24 protein-coding genes are annotated in these 25,187 nt (G+C 41.4%); 20 read left to right on the forward strand and 4 right to left on the reverse strand.

The features are described 5' to 3' along the window. Window positions 1-3: 3 nt before the first annotated feature. A complete protein-coding gene (prpB, locus tag B8983_RS00865; protein ID WP_084281970.1) occupies window positions 4-885 on the reverse strand; it encodes a methylisocitrate lyase in 882 nt (293 codons plus the stop codon). 64 nt (window positions 886-949) lie between these two features. On the opposite strand from prpB, the gene B8983_RS00870 reads away from it, so the two are divergent. The 4 genes from B8983_RS00870 to B8983_RS00885 all read left to right on the forward strand — a co-directional run bounded on the left by B8983_RS00870 (window position 950) and on the right by B8983_RS00885 (window position 5,392). Beyond that, the gene (locus B8983_RS00870) at window positions 950-1,993 is read left to right on the forward strand and encodes an ABC transporter substrate-binding protein (protein ID WP_084281971.1); all 1,044 of its coding nucleotides are present in this window, start codon (window positions 950-952) and stop codon (window positions 1,991-1,993) included. A 63-nt stretch (window positions 1,994-2,056) separates the two neighbouring features. Beyond that, window positions 2,057-2,689: a carboxymuconolactone decarboxylase family protein gene (locus B8983_RS00875; RefSeq protein ID WP_143736054.1), complete on the forward strand. Its 633-nt coding sequence runs from the start codon at window positions 2,057-2,059 to the stop codon at window positions 2,687-2,689. A 91-nt stretch (window positions 2,690-2,780) separates the two neighbouring features. After that, on the forward strand, window positions 2,781-3,611 hold the full coding sequence (gene ppk2, locus B8983_RS00880) for a polyphosphate kinase 2 (protein WP_084281972.1): 831 nt from the start codon (window positions 2,781-2,783) through the stop codon (window positions 3,609-3,611). 26 nt (window positions 3,612-3,637) lie between these two features. Further along, entirely contained in the window at window positions 3,638-5,392 is a 1,755-nt protein-coding gene (locus B8983_RS00885) for an IlvD/Edd family dehydratase (RefSeq protein ID WP_084281973.1), read from the forward strand. A gap of 170 nt (window positions 5,393-5,562) precedes the next feature. Here B8983_RS00885 and B8983_RS00890 read toward each other — a convergent pair whose 3' ends face one another. Next, window positions 5,563-5,811: a hypothetical protein gene (locus B8983_RS00890; protein WP_084281974.1), complete on the reverse strand. Its 249-nt coding sequence runs from the start codon at window positions 5,809-5,811 to the stop codon at window positions 5,563-5,565. Between the two features lie 881 nt (window positions 5,812-6,692). Between B8983_RS00890 and B8983_RS00895 the strand changes: the two genes are divergently transcribed. From B8983_RS00895 to def, 7 genes are all read left to right on the forward strand, one after another. After that, complete coding sequence (locus tag B8983_RS00895) at window positions 6,693-7,682, forward strand: acetamidase/formamidase family protein (protein ID WP_084281975.1); 990 nt, start codon at window positions 6,693-6,695, stop codon at window positions 7,680-7,682. A gap of 33 nt (window positions 7,683-7,715) precedes the next feature. Continuing rightward, on the forward strand, window positions 7,716-8,480 hold the full coding sequence (locus B8983_RS00900; RefSeq protein WP_084281976.1) for an SDR family NAD(P)-dependent oxidoreductase: 765 nt from the start codon (window positions 7,716-7,718) through the stop codon (window positions 8,478-8,480). 852 nt (window positions 8,481-9,332) lie between these two features. Then, a complete protein-coding gene (locus B8983_RS00905) occupies window positions 9,333-10,253 on the forward strand; it encodes an ABC transporter substrate-binding protein (RefSeq protein WP_084281977.1) in 921 nt (306 codons plus the stop codon). A 78-nt stretch (window positions 10,254-10,331) separates the two neighbouring features. Continuing rightward, window positions 10,332-11,858 (forward strand): amino acid ABC transporter permease/ATP-binding protein, encoded by a 1,527-nt coding sequence (locus B8983_RS00910; RefSeq protein ID WP_234986835.1) that lies wholly within the window; start codon window positions 10,332-10,334, stop codon window positions 11,856-11,858. Window positions 11,859-11,866: 8 nt separating this feature from the next. Continuing rightward, window positions 11,867-12,268: a RidA family protein gene (locus B8983_RS00915; RefSeq protein ID WP_084281979.1), complete on the forward strand. Its 402-nt coding sequence runs from the start codon at window positions 11,867-11,869 to the stop codon at window positions 12,266-12,268. A 39-nt stretch (window positions 12,269-12,307) separates the two neighbouring features. Continuing rightward, window positions 12,308-13,726 (forward strand): acetamidase/formamidase family protein, encoded by a 1,419-nt coding sequence (locus B8983_RS00920; RefSeq protein WP_084281980.1) that lies wholly within the window; start codon window positions 12,308-12,310, stop codon window positions 13,724-13,726. A 91-nt stretch (window positions 13,727-13,817) separates the two neighbouring features. Continuing rightward, window positions 13,818-14,345, forward strand: coding sequence for a peptide deformylase (gene def, locus B8983_RS00925; protein WP_084281981.1), 528 nt, complete (start codon window positions 13,818-13,820; stop codon window positions 14,343-14,345). Here def and B8983_RS00930 read toward each other — a convergent pair. Continuing rightward, on the reverse strand, window positions 14,332-15,048 hold the full coding sequence (locus tag B8983_RS00930; RefSeq protein WP_084281982.1) for a P-loop NTPase family protein: 717 nt from the start codon (window positions 15,046-15,048) through the stop codon (window positions 14,332-14,334). The two genes, def and B8983_RS00930, sit on opposite strands and share 14 nt — an antisense overlap. A 157-nt stretch (window positions 15,049-15,205) precedes the next feature. Continuing rightward, window positions 15,206-16,180 (reverse strand): tripartite tricarboxylate transporter substrate binding protein BugD, encoded by a 975-nt coding sequence (locus tag B8983_RS00935; RefSeq protein WP_084281983.1) that lies wholly within the window; start codon window positions 16,178-16,180, stop codon window positions 15,206-15,208. A 187-nt stretch (window positions 16,181-16,367) separates the two neighbouring features. Here B8983_RS00935 and B8983_RS00940 point away from each other — a divergent pair, with 187 nt between their 5' ends. From B8983_RS00940 to B8983_RS00980, 9 genes are all read left to right on the forward strand, one after another. Then, window positions 16,368-17,231, forward strand: a complete 864-nt coding sequence (locus B8983_RS00940) for an HTD2 family dehydratase (protein ID WP_084281984.1) — start codon at window positions 16,368-16,370, stop codon at window positions 17,229-17,231. Window positions 17,232-17,249: 18 nt separating this feature from the next. After that, on the forward strand, window positions 17,250-18,413 hold the full coding sequence (locus B8983_RS00945) for an acyl-CoA dehydrogenase family protein (protein ID WP_439650332.1): 1,164 nt from the start codon (window positions 17,250-17,252) through the stop codon (window positions 18,411-18,413). A 2-nt stretch (window positions 18,414-18,415) separates the two neighbouring features. After that, window positions 18,416-19,594, forward strand: a complete 1,179-nt coding sequence (locus tag B8983_RS00950; protein WP_084281986.1) for a CaiB/BaiF CoA transferase family protein — start codon at window positions 18,416-18,418, stop codon at window positions 19,592-19,594. A gap of 142 nt (window positions 19,595-19,736) precedes the next feature. Beyond that, on the forward strand, window positions 19,737-19,985 hold the full coding sequence (locus B8983_RS00955) for a hypothetical protein (RefSeq protein WP_084281987.1): 249 nt from the start codon (window positions 19,737-19,739) through the stop codon (window positions 19,983-19,985). Beyond that, window positions 19,986-20,360, forward strand: coding sequence for a type II toxin-antitoxin system death-on-curing family toxin (locus B8983_RS00960; RefSeq protein WP_084281988.1), 375 nt, complete (start codon window positions 19,986-19,988; stop codon window positions 20,358-20,360). It abuts the gene before it with no gap. A gap of 179 nt (window positions 20,361-20,539) precedes the next feature. Further along, window positions 20,540-21,916 carry an MmgE/PrpD family protein gene (locus B8983_RS00965; protein WP_084281989.1) on the forward strand — a complete coding sequence of 459 codons (1,377 nt, stop codon included), beginning with the start codon at window positions 20,540-20,542 and terminating at the stop codon, window positions 21,914-21,916. Further along, window positions 21,913-22,764: an HpcH/HpaI aldolase/citrate lyase family protein gene (locus tag B8983_RS00970; RefSeq protein WP_084281990.1), complete on the forward strand. Its 852-nt coding sequence runs from the start codon at window positions 21,913-21,915 to the stop codon at window positions 22,762-22,764. Before B8983_RS00965 ends, B8983_RS00970 begins: the two co-directional genes overlap by 4 nt. 126 nt (window positions 22,765-22,890) lie before the next feature. Further along, window positions 22,891-24,108 (forward strand): alpha/beta hydrolase family protein, encoded by a 1,218-nt coding sequence (locus B8983_RS00975; protein WP_159460778.1) that lies wholly within the window; start codon window positions 22,891-22,893, stop codon window positions 24,106-24,108. Between the two features lie 12 nt (window positions 24,109-24,120). Continuing rightward, window positions 24,121-25,176 (forward strand): amidohydrolase family protein, encoded by a 1,056-nt coding sequence (locus B8983_RS00980; protein WP_084281992.1) that lies wholly within the window; start codon window positions 24,121-24,123, stop codon window positions 25,174-25,176. Window positions 25,177-25,187: the final 11 nt, after the last annotated feature.

Raw genomic sequence — 25,187 nt, forward strand, 5'->3', positions numbered from 1 at the left:
CACTTAATCCTTTTTAAACATCGCGTCTAACTTTTGCTCAAACGCATGGTAATTGATGCTAGCGTATAGCTCTTCCCTTGTTTGCATCTGTGCGATTAACTGCTGTTGCGTACCTTCAGCACGAATCGTACGATAGACGTTATCGGCCGCCTTATTCATCGCTCTAAATGCGGACAAAGGGTACAGGGCAATATCGACGCCAACTGATCTCAGCTCTTCAAGCGTAAACATTGGCGTTTTTCCAAACTCTGTAATATTGGCTAATACGGGTACTTTAGTAGCAGCCTTAAATTTTGCAAAGTCTGCAAGGTTGGTGACGGCTTCTGCAAAAATCATATCAGCGCCACCTTCCACATAGCGCATCGATCTTTCAATGGCGGCATCTAAACCCTCTGAGGCAATTGCATCGGTTCTCGCCATGACGATAAAATCTGGATCAGTTCTAGCATCCACCGCTGCCTTAATCCGATCGACCATTTCTAAAGTTGAAACAATTTCTTTATTGGGGCGGTGACCACAGCGCTTTGCGCCCACTTGATCTTCCATGTGAACTGCAGCAACACCTACTTTTTCGAGAGAACGAATCGTGCGTGCGATATTGAACGCAGATGAACCAAAACCCGTATCAATATCAACTAATAGAGGTAAGTCGCATACATCGGTAATGCGCCGAGCATCAATGAGTACGTCTTCTAACTGAGAAATACCTAAATCAGGTAACCCTAAAGAACCGGCTGAGACCCCTCCACCAGAGAGATAAATTGCCTTATAACCTGCTTTTTGAGCTAATAAAGCATGATTGGCGTTAATTGCACCGATGATTTGTAAGGGAGTTTCTGAATGAAGTGCTTGTTTGAATGCTTTTCCTGCTGATGTCTGTCTCATAGTGGTTGTCTACAAAAATATTAGTCTTAGAATACTATTAGTATACAACTCAGAGGATCTTTGAATGAAGTTTGCTCATGTATCATTAAACAACTTATATAACTCAGGAGATCGCATGCAGCGCCGTTCATTTTTACAAAATACCTTTGCCGGAATTTCTTTATTTACCGCTGTTCTTTTTCAGCAGCTTGGTTACGCTCAAACGAATGAAACTCTCAACATTACTGTGTTCCCTGGGGCTCAAAATTTAGCCCTTTGGGTTGCTCAAGAAAAGGGGTTTTTTCGTGAGCAGGGCTTAGATATTAACGTTACTTTAACCATGAATTCGGATGATTTACGGAACGGATTAATTAATGGGAAATTTCAGATTGCACATTCTGCAGTAGATAATTCCGTCGCCATTGTTGTTCAAACGGGCAGTCCCTCTGTCATTTTGATGGGTGGTGATAGCAGTATGAATGAGTTATTCGTACAACCGAATATTAAAACGATGCAGGATATGCGCGGTAAAAAACTTTTAGTAGACGCTCCCAATACTGCCTATGCATTACAAGCGATTCGTGCTCTTAGTTTGGCAGGCGTGAAAGATACCGAGTTCAGTTTAAAAATTGTTGGTCGTACTGGACTGCGCCTAGAGGAAATGTTGAAAAATCCTCAAGATAGCGGTGCCTCGACGCTGAATCCTCCTTTCTCTTTTGAAGCCAAAAAAGCAGGTTTACATAGTCTTGGACGTTTAGTTGATTTAGTCGGTCCTTATCAAGGGCAAGGAATGTTTGCTTTAAAACCTTGGGTGAATGGACATGAGGCAACGATAGAAAAATACATTACTGCTTGGGTTAAGGCGGTTCGTTTTGGTCTTGACCCAATGAATAAAACTGAAGTCATGAGCATTTTGCAAAAAAATATGAAGCAACCGCAAGATATTGTTGAGGCTTCCTATCAAACGCTGACAACGAGTGGCTTTGGTTTAGATAAAGATGCAAAATTTTCTGAAGCAGGCTTTAAAAATTTGTTAGACATTCGTGCCGCATTCGAAAAAGCGAAGCCACTAGACCCAACCCCTTTAGTTGATCTAAGATACTATCAAAAAGCATTAAGCAAAATGTAAGCGGCGGTAATGGAGCGTGTCGTTAACCAGTCTTTTAATTAGCCTTTTTATTGAGGAAGTACTATGCAATACTTTATTAAAAAATCCCTAGTTGCAACTAGTTTGGTGTTATTGAGTTTATCTTGTGTTGCTCAGCCTCGGATTGAACCTGTGCAACCCAGTGATTTGACTGCAGAGCAAAAAAAAGCTGCTGAAGAATTCTTTCAAAGTCGTAAAGCACCTTTAACGGGCCCCTTTTTAGTGTTACTGCATAGCCCTGAGATGCTTACCAATGCTAGTAATATGGGACTTTATTTGCGGTATCGTTCAGCGCTTGGTAACCAACTCAGCGAAATGATTATTTTGCTAACAGCAAGACATTTCACCCAAGACTATGAATGGTTTGTGCATGCTCCAATTGCACTGCGTGAAAAGATCAGTGAAGAAATTATTGACGCGATTCGTGATGGTAGACGTCCAACAAAAATGACTGAAGATGAGACGATGGCTTACAACTTTGCCTATGAATTGTTGCAAAATAAACGCGTCTCCGATGCGAGTTATCTGGCCGTCGAGAAACGTTGGGGGAAAAAGGGTGCGATTGATTTAACGGGGATTGTTGGCTATTACTCCTTGTTAGCCATGGAATTAAATATGGCGAATCATCAAATCAGTGATCCTAGCAAAAAGCTGCCACGGTTTCCTAGCGATAGGTGAGTAGCAAAATAGACGTTGATAGACACCAAGGTTTAGTTGCGAAGTATAGTCGTATGACTTAGTAATTTAAAATAACCTGTAAGGAACCGTTATGGCAAAGCCCGACATTCCAGAAGTAGCTAATTTTTCACCCAATCAAAATGGGGTGAATATCTTGAGTAATGGTCATTTTGAAAATGAAATGAAATCCTTACAGGCTGAGCTTGTCAAGTTACAACGTTGGGTGATTGCTGAAGGTTTAAAAGTTTGCATTCTATTTGAGGGGCGAGATGCATCAGGTAAGGGTGGCGTCATTAAAGCAATCACTGATCGAGTAAGTCACCGCACGTTTAGGGTCTATGCGCTCCCAGCTCCGAATGATCGGGAGAAAGGGCAGATTTATATGCAACGTTATGTGTCCTTGATGCCTACTGCAGGGGAGGTTGTATTGTTTGATCGCAGTTGGTATAACCGCGCCGGGGTGGAGAAAGTATTAGGTTTTTGTAAACCCCATGAAACAGAAGAATTCTTAATTCAAACTCCCGTGCTTGAAAAATATTTAGTGGAATCGGGCATCGTACTGATTAAATATTATTTAGAAGTGGGGCCAGAAGAGCAAAAAAAACGCTTAGAAGATCGTTATCGTGACGCTAGTAAAAATTGGAAGCTATCAGCGATTGATGGCATGTCAATAAGCCATTGGTATGATTATTCAAGGGCTAGAGATGAGATGCTCAAAAGAACTCACACTGAATGGGCACCTTGGCATGTGGTCGATTTTAACGATAAAAAGCGTGGTCAACTGAATCTGATTACGCATTTATTAAGTCAGTTTCAATATCGAGACTTTCCATTTGAATTTACAAAGTTACCTAAACGACAAGCTGCTGGCGATTATGTTGAGTTGGATTTAACCCCCTATAAAATTACGCAAGTTTACTAAAAATCACTCTAAAAAAGTTTTGTAAGATGACAAAATTAACTAAAAATGAATCTCAAATAGGGCCGATAGGATTAAACAAGGGACTCACATCCTATGGTGATCAAGAGTTCTCTCTTTTTTTAAGAAAGGCTTTTATTAAAGGTGCGGGTTTTAGTGATAAAGCTTTAGATCGTCCTGTCATTGGTATTACAAATACAGGCAGTTCGTATAATCCTTGCCATGGCAATATGCCCCAGTTAATTGAAGCTGTTAAGCGAGGCGTCTTGATGGCGGGTGGTTTGCCGATGGATTTTCCGACCATCTCAATCCATGAAAGTTTTGCGAATCCTACGAGTATGTATTTGCGTAATCTCATGTCGATGGAAACAGAGGAGATGATCAAGGCGCAACCGATGGACGCGATTGTTCTGATTGGTGGTTGCGATAAGACGGTGCCAGCTCAATTGATGGGGGCTGCGAGTGCTGGTATCCCCGCTATTCAACTGATTACTGGATCGATGTTAACCGGATCTCATCGTGGTGAAAGGGTTGGAGCCTGTACAGACTGTAGAAGATACTGGGCGAAATTCAGAGCGGGCGAAATTGACCAAGAGGAAATTGTGGAAGTTAATGAGCAGTTAGTCCCTAGTGTTGGCACTTGTTCCGTGATGGGGACTGCTAGTACCATGGCATGTATTGCCGAGGCTTTAGGGATGACGGTACCTGGTGGCGCAAGTCCGCCCGCTGTTACGGCGCAGAGGATGCGCATTGCCGAACAAACTGGCGAGCAAGCCGTGCAGTTGGCAAAAGATCGATTAACGATTGATAAAATTCTGACCCCAGCAGCCTTCGAAAACGCCTTAAGAGTCTTGTTAGCAACTGGTGGGTCCACCAATGGCTTGGTGCATTTAAGTGCGATTGCCGGACGCATGGGCGTGGCGATTGACTTGGACGCCTTTCATGCCATGGGCCAATCCACCCCGGTATTGATTGACTTAAAACCATCTGGTCAACATTACATGGAAGACTTTGATGCGGCTGGCGGCATGCCGACGTTATTACGCACACTCAAGCCACTATTGAATTTGGACGTGCTGACGGTGACAGGTCAAACCCTAGGGCAAGTGATTGATGCCTACGGACCTACTTATCCGCAAGAAGTTGTGAAGTCCTTAGATAAGCCCATTTATCCTCAAGGCGGGATTGCAGTCTTAAGGGGGAATTTAGCACCTGGGGGAGCCATCATCAAGCAATCAGCTGCTCAAGCAAGCTTGATGGAACATACTGGCCGAGCAGTTGTTTTTGAAAATGCGCAAGATCTTGCTAACCGCATTGATGATCCAGATTTAGATGTGCAGCCGGAGGATATTCTGGTGTTAAAAAATATTGGACCGAAAGGTGCCCCAGGCATGCCTGAGGCAGGTTACTTACCAATTCCAAAAAAATTAGCAAAACAAGGCGTGAAGGATATGGTCCGTATTTCAGATGGCAGAATGAGCGGTACTGCTTTTGGTACGATCGTGTTACATGTGACGCCTGAATCAGCGATTGGCGGTCCTTTAGCGCATGTGCAAAACGGCGATCAAATACGTTTAAGCGTTAAAAATCGTCTCATTGAATTATTAATTAGTGATCAAGAGCTTGCGCAGCGGAGTTTAAATAATCCAGTGCAAGAACCCAAGGCCACCAGGGGCTACCTAAAACTATTTTTAGATGAAGTGAATCAAGCAGATCAAGGCGTTGATTTTAATTTTTTAAGCGCTCCGATTACGGAGAAAGTACCTAAAAAGAAAAATGACTAACCGTCATTTGTTGAGTAGCTCGTAATCCAGATAACTTCTATCTACAATTTACCCATAAAAAAGCCCCAACATTGAACTAAGCATAAATGTTGGGGCTTGATGTCGACAAATAGTAATTAGACCTAATTAGTAGTCATTGACTTAAAAAATTGAGCACTATAGGATAATTTTTAATCTTCCGCATCCATTGGACCCTCAAGAGTAAGTTCAAGTCGGTGACATTTTTCAGATAAAACAACGCTGACTGTATCTTGATATTTGGCCGCAATCGCTAAATACTCGTCTTTGGCACGCGCATATTGTTTATTTGAATAGAAATTAAATGCTCTTTTGGTTTCCAAGCAAAGTTCTTTTTCAACGGTGGTCGGAGTTGTCTCAGGGTCATCATCACGTTTGCCAATCCTGTTTGAAAATAGCATAGAACTCTTCTGAGTTCACTCGACCTTTAAATACTGGCAGTTGATGTTCTAGAGCTAAATTTTCTACCACGCCAGCTTCTGTCATCGTGTGAGGATATTGCCAAACCCTTTTTTCAGCGCTGATAAATGTGTTTTTTGGGTCGTCAGTTTTTACACCAACGATTTCGATAAAAGGTGAGATTTAACCGAACAATAATTCATTCAATAAATAGTATCCTTTGTAAAAGCTACCTAGCATTACAACTTTTTTTGTTGAATGCTTCCATGTTATCCAGTAGGATTGAATTTTTCATTCCTCGCTATATAGGAATTATCATTACAATTCAATAATTTATGCCCCAATTTGGCAAGTCTATTACTACTAAACTTTAGAATTAATTTTAGTAGTAATAGTGATTAAGCGTAATCATGAGATTGAAAAGAAATGACGCCTTGCGAAAGTGATGCTAGAGATTGGGCAACTGCTAAACAGAGCATTACATCCAATGAGTAAGTTACCGAGGAGCACCTAGTCCGGTAGTGATTCAAGATTAAATATAGAAGAGCCGTTAAAGGATCTTCACCCTAGCTATTTATCGAGCCTTGTCTTAGGTAAATTGGTGCACTAGTTCATCTTCATGGTGCGACCTTACTGAAGGCAAATCAAAAAAAATCTAATAATGAAATATGAGTTGCAATCTTCTATCTTAAAAATTTTTGTAAAACCCAAATTGAATGAACTTCTTTGAGCACTGTCTACCGAGAGAGGCGATTCAAGTGAATAAAAGTAAGCACCTTTTTCGTTTGAGTATCAATAAAGTAAATTTTGTTTGGAAGTTTTTTTGGGTTGAGAAGATTTGTAGCATTTCAGCATATTTCTTAATTTTCTCAAAAGGATGAACATGTCTTGGTTGCCTGATTCAATTATGTCTAGAAGAGGAGTAGCTTCTGGAAAAACAAAAGAAACGCATCATTTAACAGAAGATGCCCAAGGTAAATTTCATTACACCATCGGCCCTTATTCAGAGCCAGTATTGGTCATACAGCCAGGTGATAAAGTCATCGTAGAAACAAAAGATGCTTTTGAAGGCAAGGTGAAGACGGAAAATGACTTACCTTCAAAGGTTCTGCAAATGCCATTTGTAAACCCTCAGAATGGACCGATCATGGTTGAAGGTGCCCAAAAAGGTGATGTGATTGCAGTTTATATTGAATCAATCAAGCCTAGGGGAGAAAACCCTCGAGGTACTTGTGCCATGATTCCTGACTTTGGGGCTCTCAGTGGCACTGCTTTAACTGCGATGCTCCATCCTTCTTTACCAGAAGTAGTCAGAAAAGTGGATGTAGACGAGAAGGGGGTTTACTGGAGTAAGCGCGTCACGCTGCCTTACAAACCGCATATTGGAACCCTCAGTTGTTCGCCTGAAATTGATTCTATTAATTCATTGACCCCAGATAGTCATGGTGGAAATATGGATTTACCAGATATGGGACCCGGCAGTATTACTTATTTACCGGTTCGTTCAGAAGGTGGCAGGCTCTTCATTGGGGACGCTCATGCATGTCAAGGCGATGGAGAAGTTTGTGGGACTGCGGTGGAGTTTTCTAGCACAACAACCATTCATGTGGATTTGATCAAGGGCTGGGAGATCAGTTCCCCCAGATTAGAAAATGAGCATTTAATTATGGCCATAGGGAGTGCACGCCCACTAGAGGATGCGACGCGCATTGCTTACCGTGATCTCATCTTGTGGATGAGCGCTGAGTACGGTTATGACAAGTGGGATGCTTACATGATGCTAAGTCAGTGTGGCAAGGTTCGTTTGGGTAACTTTGTTGACCCGAACTATACCGTTGGGGCAGGAATTGAAAAAAAATATTTAACGATTTAAAAAATTAGCTTACATTTATAAAGGAAAAATCAAATGGATTTAAAACTAGCAGGCATGTCAGCACTCGTAACCGGTGGCACAAAGGGTATCGGTCGAGCGATTGTCGAAACACTCCTTCAGGAAGGGGTTAACGTCTCTTTTTGCGCCAGAAATCAATCTGAAATAGATGAGACCTTGCAGTCTCTACAATCGAGATTCAGTCAAAAAATATTTGGCATGCAGGCGGATGTCGGCGATGCCAGTGAATTAAATAAATGGGTGTTGAGCTCTGCTGAATATTTAGGGGGCATAGATCTTGTGGTTTCAAATGTAAGTGCTCTTTCAATAGGTACAGATGAAGAGAGTTGGAAAAAAGGATTTGATATTGACGTGATGGGTAGTGTTCGCTTCATTGAATATGCGATGCCTTGGTTGAAAAAAAGTAAAGCAGCCAGCATCGTAACAATCTCTAGTGTTTCAGGTCGTGAGATTGATTTTGCCGCAGGCCCATATGGTAGTTTCAAGGCATCACTGATTCACTATACGCAAGGACTAGCATATCAATTAGCCGGTCAAAATATTCGTGCAAACACAGTATCACCAGGCAACACATATTTCCCTGGTGGTGTATGGAACCAAATCGAAGAGGGAAATCCGCAGCTCTTTAAAGAGTCTTTGGCTTTGAACCCAACTGGCAGAATGGGTACTCCACAAGAAATGGCAAATGCAGTAGTGTTTCTCTCAAGTCCGGCAGCAAGTTTTATTACCGGTACGAATTTAGTAGTGGATGGTGCTTTGACAAGAGGCGTACAGTTTTAATCTTCTTCTAAAGAAAAATCCTAAGTAACATTATTGATCATTTAATCATGTGCCTAAGGAAGATGACGATAAATTTTTTCATCTGATGATTTTGGATGCGTTGGTATTACTCTTCGAATCCAAAATCATTACTCATCTCAAATACCCAGATGTATTAACACCTCGCTGGTGCAAAAACATACCAACAATCTTGATCTTCAAATTAATTAAAAGATTTTGTAGCGTGCATCAAAAACTTCAGCGAGACTCTCCATGTGCGATGAAATTCGCTTATTCACTCCTCAGTGAAACATTCAAACTAATTGATGAGTAGCATTTAAAGCCGGTGCTTTTCTGCGGTAACTCACAATCACTGCCCATGAAAAATTTGCGTAAATTTTTTTTCTTTGAAATGAAATAGATGAATAGTTTTTTGTTGTTAAAAAAATGATGATGAATTGAAATATTTTTCGTAGAGCAACTACCTAATGAGTGGATAGAGTTTGCTGAAAATTTTTATTTAACAGCTTGATTCGAGCATTCAGAAAAAATTAGAAAACCTTAGAGCCAATCCAGTAAAGGGTTTAGATGGATATGTCTTGCACAAGTAATCGATGCAAAAAAATAATAAAGAATTAGTAACATCAACATCAATAACATCAACATCAGATTGTTTAAATAAAAAATATTTTTTTATTTATTATTTTTAGTCCCAAGATGATGCAAGAGTTCAACAAAACTGCTTAATGTTGAGTGTAAATAATTGAACTGCACCAAAAGAAATCTTGATCAATCCAAAATGGTACGCTGCTAAAAAAGTGAAATTTTTTCGAGTGGTAAATTGAACTTTTAAACCCACCAAGGAGAGATTTTATGTTTTCAATTTTCGACGTATTTAAATCACAGGAAAGAGCAAATTGTTCTAGCCCAAGTAGATTGATCAAGGTGCTCTTCACTGCAGCACTAGGACTAGGATTGTTGGCATCAACAGCATCTTACGCAGCACCAACTAAAGCATGTTTGGATTTGCAAGCAAAGTATCCTCAGTTCAAAGGGATCACAATTGTTGATGCAATCAACCCACATACGCCTGGTTATGAATCTCTTGACCCAAAGGATCCCAATAAATATATTGGTTTTGATATCGATTTAGTTGAGGAGCTTGGTACTTGCTTAGGATTTAAAGTGAGCTACAAACCGGTCGCTTTCGCAGCATTAATTCCAACCTTGCAAAGTGGTCAAGCAGACATCGTGATTTCGGATATTTATGCTACAGAAGATAGAGCTAAAGCAGTTGACTTTATTACCTATTCAAAAGTATCTGATGGTGTCTTGGTAGTTAAAGGCAATCCAAAAAAGATTACTGGTATTAATACCTCTCTTTGTGGCGCAATTGCAGCTGAGAACACTGGTTATGTAGAAGTTCCACTGATCGAGAATCTTGCTGCTGCTTGTAAAAAAGAGGGTAAGCCAGTACCCGTTGTGCAACTCTATGACAATAATGCTGCCTGTATTCAAGCAATCTTGGCTGGTAGAGCGGACACCTACGTGAATGACGTGAATACTGTTGATCAAGCTGTTAAAGCGTATCCGGATAAGCTTGAGAAGGCTGTGGCTGTAACTTTGCCATACTTTGTAGGTATTGGTGTTCCTAAGAATAAGCCCGAATTCAGAGATGCAATTTTTGCTGCACTGAAGGACTCTATTAAGACAGGTAGCGTTAAGCAAATGCTCAAAAAATGGGGATTGGATGAAGCCTCAATTCCTGAGCCAACGATTATTTCTAGCAAATAATTAGCCACCTAAAGGATCATATATATGGAACTCTTTCTTCACTACCTCACTATGCAATACCTCTTGGACGGAATTTTAATGTCTATTCAAGTTACTTGTTTGGGACTGTTGGGAGGGTTCCTGTTAGGTGCAATATTAGCGAGTATGTTGATTTCTAGGAATGTCTGGATATCAGGGTTTGCAAGAACCTACGCAGTTATTTTTAGAGGTACACCCTTAATTTTGCAAATGGTCTTTTTTTACGACGCATTGCCACATATTGGGTTAAAGTTTACAGCCATGACCGCAGCCGGTTTAGCATTGGCTGCAAATGAAGCGCCATTTATTGCAGAAATTTTAAGATCTGGCATTCTTGGCGTGGATCGAGGACAGACCGTTGCAGGGCAAGCCTTAGGCATGACACCTTGGGTTCTCATGAGGCGAATTATTGCGCCACAAGCCATCCGTACGATGATTCCAGCGTTTGGAAATGAAACCGTAAGCGCTTTAAAAAATTCATCACTAGCTTCCTTTGTATCCGTTCAAGAGTTAACGCTCAGAAGTACACAATTAGCCTCTTCAACATTTGATTTTTTCTCAATTTTTTGTGCTTCAGGATTGTTATACCTATTACTTACCAGCGGGGTAAGTATTATTCAGTTAATCACTGAGTATCTTTTAGATTTAGATAAAAAAACAGCAAGACAAAAGCAACTAAAGTCATTGTTGAATGTTGTTTTAGGTAGAAAAGAGGTAGGAATAAATGTTCATTTAACTGCACCTGTACCTTTTTCATCAGATTTCGTATCCGTACCTAAGGTTTCGCAAAAAACGCAGGCACTGAACAATAGCAATGAATCCGAATTAGTTGTTCATGTCGAAAAACTCGTAAAGCAATATGGCGATACGATTGTCCTCAATGAACTTGATCTGAAGGTCAATAAGAGTGAAGTAGTCGTCCTATTGGGACCAAGTGGCTCTGGTAAGAGCACCTTATTAAGATGTATCAACCTACTCGATCAATCAGATGCAGGTTCAGTCCACATTGCAGGGCAATGGATGGGCTTGCAACATGATGGTCGTCACATGAATCCAAGTGAAATCGCATTGCAAAGATCCCGTGTCGGGGTTGGCATGGTGTTTCAACAATTTAATTTATTTGCACATTTGACCGTTCTTGAAAATGTGGCAGGCCCCTTGCGTTGGGTTTATGGAATGGAAAAGAAGCAATCTTACGCCAGAGCGATGGAGCTACTTCAACGCGTAGATTTAGCAGATAAGGCAGACGCATTACCTAGACACTTGTCTGGCGGGCAGCAACAAAGGGTTGCCATTGCAAGGGCCTTAGCGCCAAGTCCAAGCTTGTTATTGTTGGATGAACCAACCTCTGCTTTAGACCCTGAATTAGTTCACGAAGTCTTATCAGTGATTAGGAAGCTGTCGATTGATGATAAGTTAACGATGATTATTTCAACACATCAACTTAAATTTGCTCGTGAAATTGCCGATCGAGTAATTTTCCTGAGTGGTGGAAAAATCATTGAAAGTGGACCCGCAGAGGAAATTCTCACGACTCCAAAGCATCCATTGACGCAGAGATTTTTGAATATTATGACAGCGGATTAAATACAACTATGCAAAAAAAGAAAGAATCTTTTTCATTTAAAGCCAGCTCAGGTGTTCCACCTCAAGTGGGGCCATTCTCCCATGCTACACGTTGGGGTGATCTGTTGTTTGTCACGGGTCAAATGCCTACAGATCCAAATACCGGAAAAGTGGTCGATGGTGGCCTCATTCCTCAGTCGATTCAAGTCAAAAAAAATCTAGAAGCAGTCGTAGCCCATTTTGGCTTGACTTTGGACGATGCCTTAATGGTCCGAGTTTATCTTGAGTCATTTGATGATTATGATGAGTTTAACGATTGCTACAAGACATGGTTTACCAAAGAGTTACCGAGTCGGACTTGCGTTGGAGTACATGGTTTAGCAGTTGGTGCATTAGTCGAAATTGATTTAATTTTAGGTATTCCAAATTAATTTGTTAGAGCTAACTTTATTTTTTATTCAGGAGATTTAATGAGCAATCATCAATGCAATGAACATTGCAACCACGGATCTGATTTACAAAAGGATCCCGAGATTCAAAAAGAACTTGAGGTGGCTAAGTCTAAACTGGTCGGCTCACTTGACGCCACGAGCATTGAAAAAAAAGCCGTCCACGCGCATTTCTCTCATGTAAATAAAATTAAGACAAGTCCTACTAGTGCGCATCACTTTGTGCCAGCAACCAAGGAAACTATTTTATGGGGATATTTCAGTCAAGTAGCACCATCTACTGTAAAAGTGAATTCGGGTGATTTTGTTACCATAGAGACCCTAACGCATCATGCAAACGATGACGAAGAGCGCATGATATTGGGCGATTTAAATGCGCAAGCGGTTTTTCATTGGGATGCAAAAAGTAAGGGAATTGATCGGCGTGGAGTAGGGGAGATGTCTGCGCCTAATGGTGCCGGTGGTGGCCTGGGTGTTCACTTATGTACGGGGCCTGTAGAGATTATTGGTGCAATGCCGGGTGATGTACTTGAAGTTAAAATCATCGATGTGGCACCGAGACCTTGTGCCAATGAGATCTATAGTGGCAAAACATTTGGCTCAAACGCGGCGGCTAATTGGGGTTTTCATTATGGGGATACATTAACTGAACCCAAGCAACGAGAAGTCATTACCATTTATGAAATTGATGCGAGTGCAGAAAACACCTGGGCGCGAGCTGTTTATAACTATCGTTGGACACCTCAAACTGATCCCTACGGTGTGGTACATTCAACAATCGATTATCCAGGTGTAAGGGTAGATCATAGTACGATCACTAAAAATACTGATATTTTGAAGAATGTCAGAATTCCAGTAAGACCCCACTTTGGCACTATCGGGGTAGCACCTAAAGAAGTCGAAATTGCCTCTTCTGTTCCACCTAGCTATACAGGAGGTAATATTGATAACTGGCGTATCGGCAAGGGCGCGACGATTTACTATCCAGTTGCGGTACCTGGGGCCAAGTTTTTTGTAGGCGATCCACATGCTTCACAGGGCGACTCAGAAATTTGTGGAACAGCGATTGAATGCTCATTGACCGGCACCTTTCAATTTATTTTGCATAAGAAGGAGTCGATTACCAACCCAAGTTTGGTTGATTTAAACTACCCTTTATTAGAAACTCCACATGAGTGGCTGGTTCATGGCTTTAGCTACGCGAATTATTTAGCTGAATTAGGACCGCAGGCCCAAACAGAGATTTTTGGAAAATCCTCCTTGGATCTGGCTATGCGCGATGCTTACCACAAGATGCGTCATTTCTTAATGACGGCCAAGAACTTGAATGAAGATGAAGCAATCTCATTGATGTCTGTTGCCGTGGACTTTGGCATTACCCAAGTGGTGGATGGTAATTGGGGAATTCATGCATCAGTGAAGAAGAACATCTTTCTTTAATTCGATATGGAATGGTTAATGCACTTAGGTTAAACTTTGAAACTAGTGCATTAGACCTGTCTCAGTCAAATCTATTAAAGTGTTTTTCAATATGGCTATTCATGAAATTTTGAAGATGGGTGATTCCAGACTACTCAAAAAAGCGAGTCCTGTGGAAATTACACAAATTTCAACTCCTGAGATTCAATCGATTATTCAAGATCTCAAAGAAACAATGACGGCAGCCAATGGTGCCGGTTTAGCTGCTCCCCAAATTGGCATTGATTTGCAGATTGTGGTATTTGGTTTTGAGAAAAGCTCTCGATATCCAGATGCTGAGCCTGTCCCGCAAACGATTTTAATCAATCCAGTGATTACGCCTTTATCTTCTGAGCTTGAAGAAGGCTGGGAAGGGTGTTTGTCGGTTCCAGGGCTACGCGGTATAGTTCCTAGGTATCACAAGATTCGATACCAAGGACTTGACGAGCATGGTCAGTTGATTGATCGTGAAGCATCAGGTTTTCATGCAAGAGTTGTTCAGCATGAATGCGATCATTTATTCGGTTACTTGTTTCCAATGCGAGTAACAGACTTTACTCGCTTTGGATTTACTGAGATCCTGTTTCCTAATCTAAGTTAGTTTTTACCGTTTGAATTGGTAAACCGCCTAGCACTGCATAACAGGATTTGAGCCACATTTTTACGCGTTGACGATCAATGAGACTCAGTGCACCCTCGGCATTTTGATGATTCATCGCCCGCCAAAAACTCATGTTTGCTTCATCAATTTTGCGCATACTAGACTCGTATAGTTTGGGAATCTCTACTAGGTAGGCACCTAAGGTAATAGCATTTTTTAAGGATTCTGATTGATGCAGAATTGAGAAATTTGCACCGCGACCTTTATTTTGTACCAAAATGTAATTAGGCCCAGCACCATAGGACTTGGTTAATTTCTCTAGTAATTCCACGGAGTCTTTGCCGTCATCCATCACGTGCCAAAAATTGACGATAACACCCATCTCGAGAAGCACTTCTAATAAATTAGCTTCTTTAATCCAGTGAGCTAAGGGCGCAGAGGTTTGAGCAGCCAAGTCCACAATTAAATTCGCATGTGGATTACTTTCTAATGCGTGCACAATGGCGTCGAGACCTTCAAAACTATCAACGACTACATTTGAGGTAAAGTCCTCATAAAAGCGTTTAAAGGATTGATGTGACCGGTCGGTATCAAAACCTTGAAAATCCATTTGATGGTCAATATAGTATTGCGCTAACAAACGAGAGGTGACAGATTTACCCACACCACCTTTTTCTCCACCAATAAAATTAATCGTTGCCATCTGCTGTTCCTTTTTAAACATGTATAGAACTACTATTATCCGTAACAGTTTGTTACGACTTTAAGGAGAACGCCTCATCGTCTGCAAAATCACTACTTTGGGGCAAAAAAAAGGACTGAATGTTTTCAGTCCTTTTCCTTACTAAATAAATTACCAGTTAATCAGCGTAAATACCTGCTTTACGGATCACAGGACCCCATTTATTGATTTCAGACTCTAAATGCGTTTGTAGTCCTTGTGGCGTCACTTTATCCATACTAGGGATTTCTACACTTAAATCTGTCATCCGTTGCTTAACCGCTGGATCTTGTAATGCAGCTCTGAGGGCAGCATTGATTTTATCGACAGTCGGTTTAGGAGTTCCTTTTGGCGCATAAATACCATGCCAAACTTTGACTTCAAAACCTTTGAGACCTTGTTCGTCCATCGTTGGTACATTGGGCAATGCGCTCAAGCGTTTAAGGGTTGTTACGCCATAAATCTTTACACGGCCTTCTTTAACCAAAGGAACAGTTTGAGTTGTTTGATCACAGAGTAAGTCAACTTGACCACCCATTAAATCATTCATCGCAGGACCGGTCCCTTTATAAGGAATCGTATTCAATTCAACACCAATGGCTGATTGAAATAACATACCGCACAAATGTGAAACCGCACCAAGACCAGCATTTGCTAATGAAACCTTGTCTTTGTTGGCTTTTACATAAGCAATCATTTCTTGCAAGTTATTTGCTGGGAAATCTTTACGGGCCAACATGGTCATTGGCACATCAATCACTTGACCAATATATTCAAAATCTTTTAAAGGATCGAATGAAAGTTTTCTGTAAAGTGCAGGAGCTGTTGCCATACCCATGTGATGGATGAAAATGGTGTAACCATCAGGATTTGCTCTGGCAACCCGTTGGGTAGCTACAGTGCCACCGGCCCCAACGGTGTTTTCGACAATCACTGTTTGTCCGAGTGATTTACCCATTGGGATCGCAATCATACGGGCTGCCACATCAGTCGGACCACCTGCTGCAAATGGAACTACTAAAGTGATTGGCCTACTTGGAAACACGTCAGCTTGGGCAATTGAGCTCAAGCCAATGAGTGTGATTAGGGCAATTTTTTTAATAAAAGATTTCATAACTACTCCATTGGTAATTTTTACAATGATGAAAAACGTGATAAATGTTAACACTTTTAAGGGGTTTTATCTTTAGGATTTGATCATTTAATCATTATCTTGCAATTATTTTGTGATTTAAACAAGCGAAACCGCTAAAGGTTAAAATAGTGGTTTTATTGACACTTAGATAAAGATAATAAAAACCATGACAATCCTGGATATTGAGCACTTAAAACAGTGGATCGGCAAAACAGAGTCGTTTACTGATCAAATTACCTTGGCTCCTGTAAAAGCGCTTGCCGTTACTTTGGATCGGAATGATCCCGATCCTGTGCTTGGAGATCGCCTCCCTGAGTTGTGGCACTGGCTCTATTTTTTGCCAATGGCAAAGCAATCGGAAATTGGTCCAGACGGCCATCCGGAACGGGGTGGATTTTTACCACCAGTACCTCTTCCACGCAGAATGTGGGCCGGTGGTCGATATACCTGGCATCAGGAAATTCAATTAGGACAAGAGTTAACACGTCATTCAGAGGTCAAATCAGTCACTCATAAATCGGGACGGACAGGTGATTTGGTATTTGTGATGGTGCAACATGAATTGCATGGTTCACAAGGACTGGCGTTAACAGAACAGCATGATATCGTTTACCGCCCTTTGGCTAATCCAAGTGACGCTCCTCCAGCACCTACCTTGGCACCAACTGGAGCCGATTGGGAAGTGCGAATTGATCCTAGCCCCGTATTGTTATTTAGGTATTCCGCGGTAACTTTTAATGGTCATCGGATCCATTACGACCGTAAATACGTCACTGAAGTGGAAGGATATCCAGGGTTGATAGTGCATGGCCCACTGATTTCAACCATGTTAGTTGACCAATTCCGCTTGCAATTTCCTGATAAAAAATTAGTCACTTTCGACTTTAAAGCCCTGCGACCTACTTTTGACATCAATCATTTCTTTGTCTGTGGCAAAGTGGATGAAACGAATGCAACAGTTGATTTATGGGCAAAAGACCATGAAGGTTGGCTCACTATGCAAGGTAGAGCAACTTTTACAAACATTTAACGGATAAAAAACATGACGATGATCATTCCTGCAGCAGATCAGTACCAAGAATTGCGTGAGGCTTTGAGAGATTTATGCGGTAGCTTTGATTCTCAGTATTGGCAAAAAGTGGATGAGGCTCGAGGTTATCCAGAGGCTTTTGTGGATGCATTGACGAAGGCTGGTTGGTTATCAGCGCTGATTCCAACTGAATACGGTGGCTCTGGTTTAGGACTGTGTGAAGCCTCTGTCATCATGGAAGAAATTAATCTGGCAGGTGGCAATGCCGGATCGTGTCATGGTCAAATGTACAACATGGGGACGCTATTGCGTCATGGCTCTGAAGTTCAAAAACAACTCTATTTGCCCAAAATTGCTACTGGCGAATTACGTTTGCAATCGATGGCTGTTACTGAGCCAACGACTGGAACAGATACCACCAAGCTTAAAACGACGGCGGTTAAAAAAGGGGATAAGTACGTTGTGAATGGTCAAAAAGTATGGATCTCTCGCATTCAGCATTCTGATTTAATGATTCTGCTAGCAAGAACCACCCCGCTTGCTGAAGTAAAGAAAAAATCAGAAGGAATGTCTATATTTATTGTCAATATCGCCGAAGCGCTTGCTAGTGGGATGACGATTTCGCCAATCTTAAATATGGTGAATCATGAAACGAATGAAGTCTTTTTTGATAACCTAGAAATTCCAGCAGAAAATCTGATTGGTGAAGAGGGCATGGGTTTCAAATATATTTTGGATGGCTTAAATGCGGAAAGAGCTTTAATTGCAGCGGAGTGTATTGGTGATGCTTACTGGTTTGTGAACCGCTCACGTAATTATGCCAATGAGCGCGTGGTATTCGATCGTCCGATTGGTAAAAATCAAGGGGTGCAGTTCCCGATTGCAGATAGTTATATCGAAACTGAAGCGGCTAACTTAATGCGCTTTAGAGCCTGTGAATTATTTGATCAGAATTTACCTTGTGGTGCACAAGCGAATATGGCGAAATACCTTGCGGCTAAGGCTTCTTGGGAAGCTGCTAACGTTTGTTTGCAAACGCATGGTGGTTTTGGTTTTGCATGTGAATATGATGTTGAAAGAAAATTCCGTGAAACAAGGTTGTATCAAGTTGCGCCGATTTCAACGAACCTGATCTTCTCTTACGTCGCTGAACATATCCTCGGTTTGCCTAGATCTTTCTAAACATGAAACCACTAACTGGTATTACCGTCATTTCCATGGAGCACGCCATTGCGGCACCATTTTGTTCAAGGCAGTTAGCCGATTTGGGCGCCAGAGTAATTAAGGTGGAGCGTCCTGAAGTCGGTGATTTTGCTAGAAACTATGATCAACGTGTGGCGGGGATGTCGTCTCACTTTGTTTGGACCAACCGGTCTAAAGAAAGTTTAACGCTAGACATTAAACAACCTCTAGCACTACAAGCCATCATGAAATTGTTATCTACGGCGGATGTTTTTATACAAAACTTAGCACCAGGCGCCGCAAGTAGACTTGGTCTAGGTTATGAAAACTTGAAGAAATTAAATCCACGCTTGATTGTGTGTGATATTTCTGGCTACGGCAATGATGGTCCTTTTCGGGATAAAAAAGCTTACGATTTATTAATCCAAAGTGAGGCTGGATTCTTATCCGTTACTGGCACGCAAGACGTTCCTTCTAAGGCGGGCAATTCGATTGCAGATATCTCGGCTGGTATGTACGCTTATACGAATGTGCTATCTGCGTTATTACTTCGTAATCAAACCCAAGAAGGTTCTCATATTGATGTGTCGATGTTAGAGTCTCTGGGCGAATGGATGGGTTTCCCCCTCTATTATGCTTATCAAGGGGCAACTCCGCCACCGCGTAATGGAGCTTCACATGCCACGATCTATCCATATGGACCATTTCCAGTGGGAAAAAATGATACTGTGATGTTGGGGTTACAAAATGAGCGAGAGTGGCAAGTGTTTTGTGAAAAAGTATTGTTTCAACCAGAACTTGCAAAAGAGAGCCGATTCTCTAATAACTCACAGCGTAATGAAAATAGAAATGCTTTGAAAGCAATCATTGATCAATGCTTTTCTGCCCTAACCATTACTCAAGTAGAAGAACGCCTTGAGGATGCTCAAATTGCGAATGCCAGAATGAATGATATGGCAGGACTGTGGGATCATCAACAATTAAAGGCCAGGAATCGCTGGCAATCCGTCGGATCTCCAGTTGGTGAAATTCCAGCTTTACTACCCCCAGGCAAAAATAGTGCTTATGATTACCGGATGGATCCAATTCCAGCAATCGGTGAGCATACAGAGCAAATTTTGACGGAAATTGGTTTTAGCGCAGAACAAATCAAAGCAATGCGAAGTTCAAAAGCTATTTAATTTTCTCAAGATACTCGGTAATTTCTGATTAGATAGTTATAGAAGTGTTTGAAATTTAAGTTCTTTGAGGAATAGCTGTTCCCTATGGTAAATATGTATTTAAATGTATGTTAAAGTATGTTTTATATGATAGGGAATGAATATGGAAAAGCTTCTAACACGTAATATTGCTTCACTGACTGAATTTAGGGAGCCTGGTAAGGTATTGGCTAAATCAGGCAATGAACCTACAGCAATTCTTAATCGAAACGAAGTTGTTGCTTATCTTGTGCCCGTAGGAGCTTTGAGTGACATTTCAGCAGCCCCATTAGGTAAAGAAAAGTTGCGAGAATACATAAAAAATGGCTTACCAAAGATTCATCATGTCATTGACTACCTAAAGGATAAGTAATTGCATTTTCATCTATTAGATGAGTCTGACCTAGTCGAAATCCATGACAGTGTGATAGGGTCTCACGAATTGCAAGGGTTGGCAGTTGATAAATCCTTGTCTGGTGTTTTGGCTAGGTTGCAGAATCGAATTAATTACGGATTAATGAATGATGTTTTCCAATATGCTGCTTGTGCAGGAATATTTATAGCAAAAGCACATTGTTTTAACGACGCAAATAAAAGAACGGCTGCTGCAGTAGTGCATTTGATTTTACTGACCCATAACTATTCGCCAAATTTTGATAATAATGATTTAGGTAAGTGGATAGTATTAGTGGTGAATGATGCTTTAGATGAAGGACAATTCGCAGAATTTTTACGACAAACTTGCTAGTTAAACTCCTAAAAGTGTAAGAGTTTTTTTTAAAAAATAGAAGTATCTCGCTTTAGTTGAGGGAGTGGATAAAATTCTATTGCAGCGAAATTGATGAGTAACTGGTTTTTAGTGATTTAAGATTTCACTTTAGGATATTAATAACTAAACATATGTAATTTATTTATAACAAAACAATGATGACTACACAGACAGATTTTCCTTCCCAAACTTTGGCGAAGTATGCGGCAAACCTTCAATTTACAGATATCCCAACGAGAGTCGTTCGTAAAACAGAAGACTTGTTCGTGGATTGGGTGGGCTCAGCACTTGCTGGTAAAGGTGCTAGAGCGGTTGAATCGATTGCTAGGTTTGCTGGGAATATGGCCCCCATCCAACAGCAAGCTTACCCTGGCAGTGCCGAAATATTGATTCATCGTAGTTACTCATCCCCCATGTTTGCGGCGATGGTCAATGCCGCTGCTTCTCATGTGGTTGAACAAGATGACGTACATAATGCTTCCGTGTTCCATCCAGCTACCGTAGTTTTCTCCCCAGCTCTTGCTGTAGCACAGGCAATTGGTGCGAGTGGTCAAGAGTTTTTAACGGCTTGTGTTGCCGGCTATGAAGTGGGCATTCGTGTTGGTGAATTTTTAGGTCGTTCACACTATAAAATTTTTCATACGACTGGAACAGCCGGTAGCTTAGCCGCTGCGGCTGCCGTAGGAAGACTGTTACATCTGAGCCCTGAACAAATGTTGAATGCCTTTGGCTCAGCAGGTACTCAAGCAGCAGGCTTATGGGAATTTTTAAGAGATGCAGCAGATTCTAAGCAATTGCATACAGCCCACGCTGCCAGTACAGGCTTGATGTCAGCTTATTTGGCAAAAGATGGTTTCACGGGCGCTAAACATATTTTAGAAGGTCCCCAAGGGATGGCCGCTGGGATGTCAACCGATGCTGATGTCAGTAAACTGACTGAAGGTTTAGGTACACGCTTTGCTACCGAAGAAACCTCCTTTAAATATCATGCTTCTTGCCGACATACCCACCCTGCGGCAGATGCCTTATTAAAAGTCATGCAAGAGAACCAATTACAAATTGATCAAATTGCTAAAGTGATTACTCATGTCCATCAGGGCGCGATTGATGTGCTGGGTCCAGTAGTCGATCCCAAAACGGTTCACCAATCAAAATTCTCCATGGGAACAGTCTTGGCATTAGCCGCACGCTTTGGTTATGCGGGCTTGAATGAGTTTGAATCCTCTTTTTCAAACGACGATATTCAAGCATTCTGTCAGAAGGTTGAAATGGTCTTAGACCCAGAGGTTGATCAAGCGTATCCCCGCAAGTGGATTGGAAAAGTGACTGTGATCGCCAAAGATGGAAAAACTTATGCTGGCCGTGTAGATGATCCGAAGGGTGATCCTGATAATACGCTGACTAGATTAGAAATTGAAACGAAAGCCATCCGTCTGGCCTTATTTAGTAACGCTGCTACAGAAGCAGAAATGCGTGACGTGATTGAGCAACTTTGGAAAATTGAAACACTTGCAACAATAGGGAACCTTTTATGATTCAAGACAAAGCAAGCCTTCCATGTGGGTTAGCTAAAGCATTTTTATTCGTTCCAGCTAGTCGACCTGAACGCTTTATCAAAGCACTTGAGACGGGTGCTCATATTATTGTGGATTTAGAAGATGCCGTTGGCTTGGTGGATAAACCACAGGCAAGAGCATCTATTGTGCAAAACTTGGTGCCACTGTTTGAAACATTTGGTGATCGTATTTTATTACGCATGAATAGTTTAAGTACCGATCAAGCTGCCTTAGATCTAGATTTAATTAAAACCTTACCTTTAAAGGCTTTAATTCATCCAAAGACAGAGTCGAGTGAACAGTTAGATCAAATTAGTAGGTATTTGTCAGCTGATAGTTATATTATTCCCATGATTGAATCTGCTAAAGGCATCGATCAGTTACGTGCTATCGCAGCCCATCCTCAGACGATTCGATTAACCCTCGGTAATATTGATTTACAAGCAGATTTAGGTTTGCGCTGTGATAGTACCGAGTCGGAATTACAGGGGTTACGTTTTCAGATGACGGTACTTAGTCGCTTGTTTGATCTTGCTCCGCCGATTGATGGAGTGACGGTAGATTTACAAAATGAGGCGCAGTTACTAGCGGATCTAGAGCGTGCTCGTGGGATCGGTTTTCTTGGGAAGTTATGTTTACACCCGAAACAAATTCCAACTACATTACAATTTTTTCAGCCAACTGAAGCTGAGGTTCTCAGAGCGCGCAGTATCGTTGCGGCCTTCGAAACAGCGCAAGGTGGAGCGGTTCAACTAGATGGAAAAATGATTGATCGCCCAGTAGTTTTATTGGCGCAAAGATTACTAAATTCCATTGAAGATCGCTGATTTGTAAAAAAGTCTCCTGATTAGAACTATTCTTATTAGGATTTACGCTGATTTATTGCAATAAATAGAATAAATCGAGGTATATTCATAGGTGAAATTTATAAAAACACCTTCATGGAGACAACGGTGAGCAAATTCCTCATCAAGTATTTGATGATTGCCTTGGTAGGTTTTTCAATACAGGCCTCTGCCCAAGTGAAAGATCGCAATATTGAGGAAATCAAACAAGAATCGTTACACCGCGCTGAAAACGGCGGAGCCTATCCACTCATTAATCTTGAGTTGTCCGATGTCAAAGAAGCTCTTGCTCTGATTAAAACAAGAAATCCTGATGAGTGGGCCGCTGCTTGGAGTCAAGTGGCAGAAAAATACATGCAACAGGCAAAATCAGCAAGCTCTAAAGAGCAAGCAGGGGTTCTTTATAAAAAGGCTTGGCGTTTATATTTCTTTGGTCAATGGCCAGCACCAACTTCACAGGGCAAAGAAGTTGCTTATCAAAAAGCCTTGGATGCCTATTTGAAATATGCGCAAACCTTCGACATTCCATTAGAAGTGGTCAAAATTCCTTTTGAGGGAAAGCAAATTGTTGGTTATTTACGTCTGCCAAAGGGTGCGAATCCCAATCAAAAGGTGCCAATGGTTTTTGCTGTGAGTGGTTTAGATAGTCGCAAAGAAACTGTGGCAGATAGCTACAGCCAAATCTTACAACATGGTGTTGGTATTTTTGTGGTGGATGGTCCCGGCACTGGTCAAGCACCCATTAAAGTAAGTCCAACAGCAGAAAGAATGTTCTCTGCTGCATTAGATTATTTACAGACACGACCTGAAGTTGATCAGAAGCGGATTATTTTTTCAGGGGTGAGTTTTGGCGCATATTGGGCAACAAAAATGGGCATTCTTGAAAAAGATCGCCTACTTGGCTCAGTGGCACAATCTCCACCAGTCCACCAAACTTTTGATGCTAAGTTTGTGGAAAAGAAACTGAGTACACCAGAATATTTGTTTGATTACTTACCAGCGAGTATCAACGTCTATGAAGGGGTTACTAATTTAGAGCAATTATTGGCCTATGTACCAAAAATGTCTTTAAAAGATCAAAACTTATTGCAGAGACCAACAACCCAAATGCTGATTTTGGCTGGGGCAAACGATACCCAAGTTCCTTTAGATGACGTCAAGAGGTTAATGGAAGCGGGTGATGTACCAAAGGATTTTTGGATTAACCCAAAAGGAGGGCATTTGGGCCGTGAAGTCAAAGGATGGACCGATGCTAACATTTTTTCCAAGGTGATTATTCCTTGGGAATTGCGCTTATTAGAACAATCTGGCTGGAAAAAACCATAAGGGATTTAAAGAATGAAAAAATTATATTGCTCATGCGGCGTAACGCGTAGGAATTTTTTAAGTAGTTTAGCTGGCTTGGGTGCGGCAACTGTTTTGCCAACTAATGCCAATGCACAATCATCGCCAGCCATCATTGGTAATCGCGATCGAATTGATACGCACCATCACTTTTTTGCTCCGACCTTGGTTGCAGAAATGGTCTCCAAAAAATTGGCACAAAAACCAGCACTCGATTGGTCTGTGAAAAATACAATCGATGACATGGATGCTGCGGGCACCAAAACCTCCATCCTTTCGGCAACCACCCCGCAAGTGAGTTTTTTAGATCCGGTGATGGCGAAAAAGATTGCTCGTGAGAATAATGAATATGCCGCCAAAGTTGCGGGCGATCACAAAGGGCGCTTTGGATCCTTTGCAATGCTACCAATGCAAAATATGGATGATGCCTTGCGTGAGATTGAATATTCAATGGATGTTTTAAAAGCTGATGGTATTGGCTTGTTAACAAGCTATGGTGATAAGTGGTTAGGTCATCCATTTTTTGCGCCGGTCATGGAAGAGTTGAATCGTCGTAAGGCCATTTTATATACCCATCCTACTTCTGCCAATTGTTGTAATAATTTATTACCGGATACACCGCCTACGGTGGTCGAGTACGGTACTGACACAACCAGAACGATTGTAAATATTGTCTTTTCTGGAACTGCAGCCAAGTGCCAAGATATTAAATTTATTTTCTCCCATGCCGGTGGTACTTTGCCATTTTTAACTGAGCGTTTACAAAAAATGCCGGTGATTGATAAAAAATTAGTTGAGCGGGTGCCAAATGGTGTCATGCATGAGTTGCAACGCTTTTACTATGACACTGCATGGGCCTCCAATGGTTATGCCTTACCGTCACTGTTGGCTTTGGTTTCAAAGGATAAAGTATTATTCGGGTCAGATTATCCATACCGTACCAGTGAAGACAATATCAAGGGCTTGTTAGCTTATGGCTTTAATCAACAAGACATGAATTTGATTACGCGTGGTAATGCCGTCAAATTGATGCCACGTTGGAACGCCTAATCACACAATAT

This window comes from Polynucleobacter kasalickyi (assembly GCF_900176405.1).
Lineage (GTDB): Bacteria > Pseudomonadota > Gammaproteobacteria > Burkholderiales > Burkholderiaceae > Polynucleobacter > Polynucleobacter kasalickyi.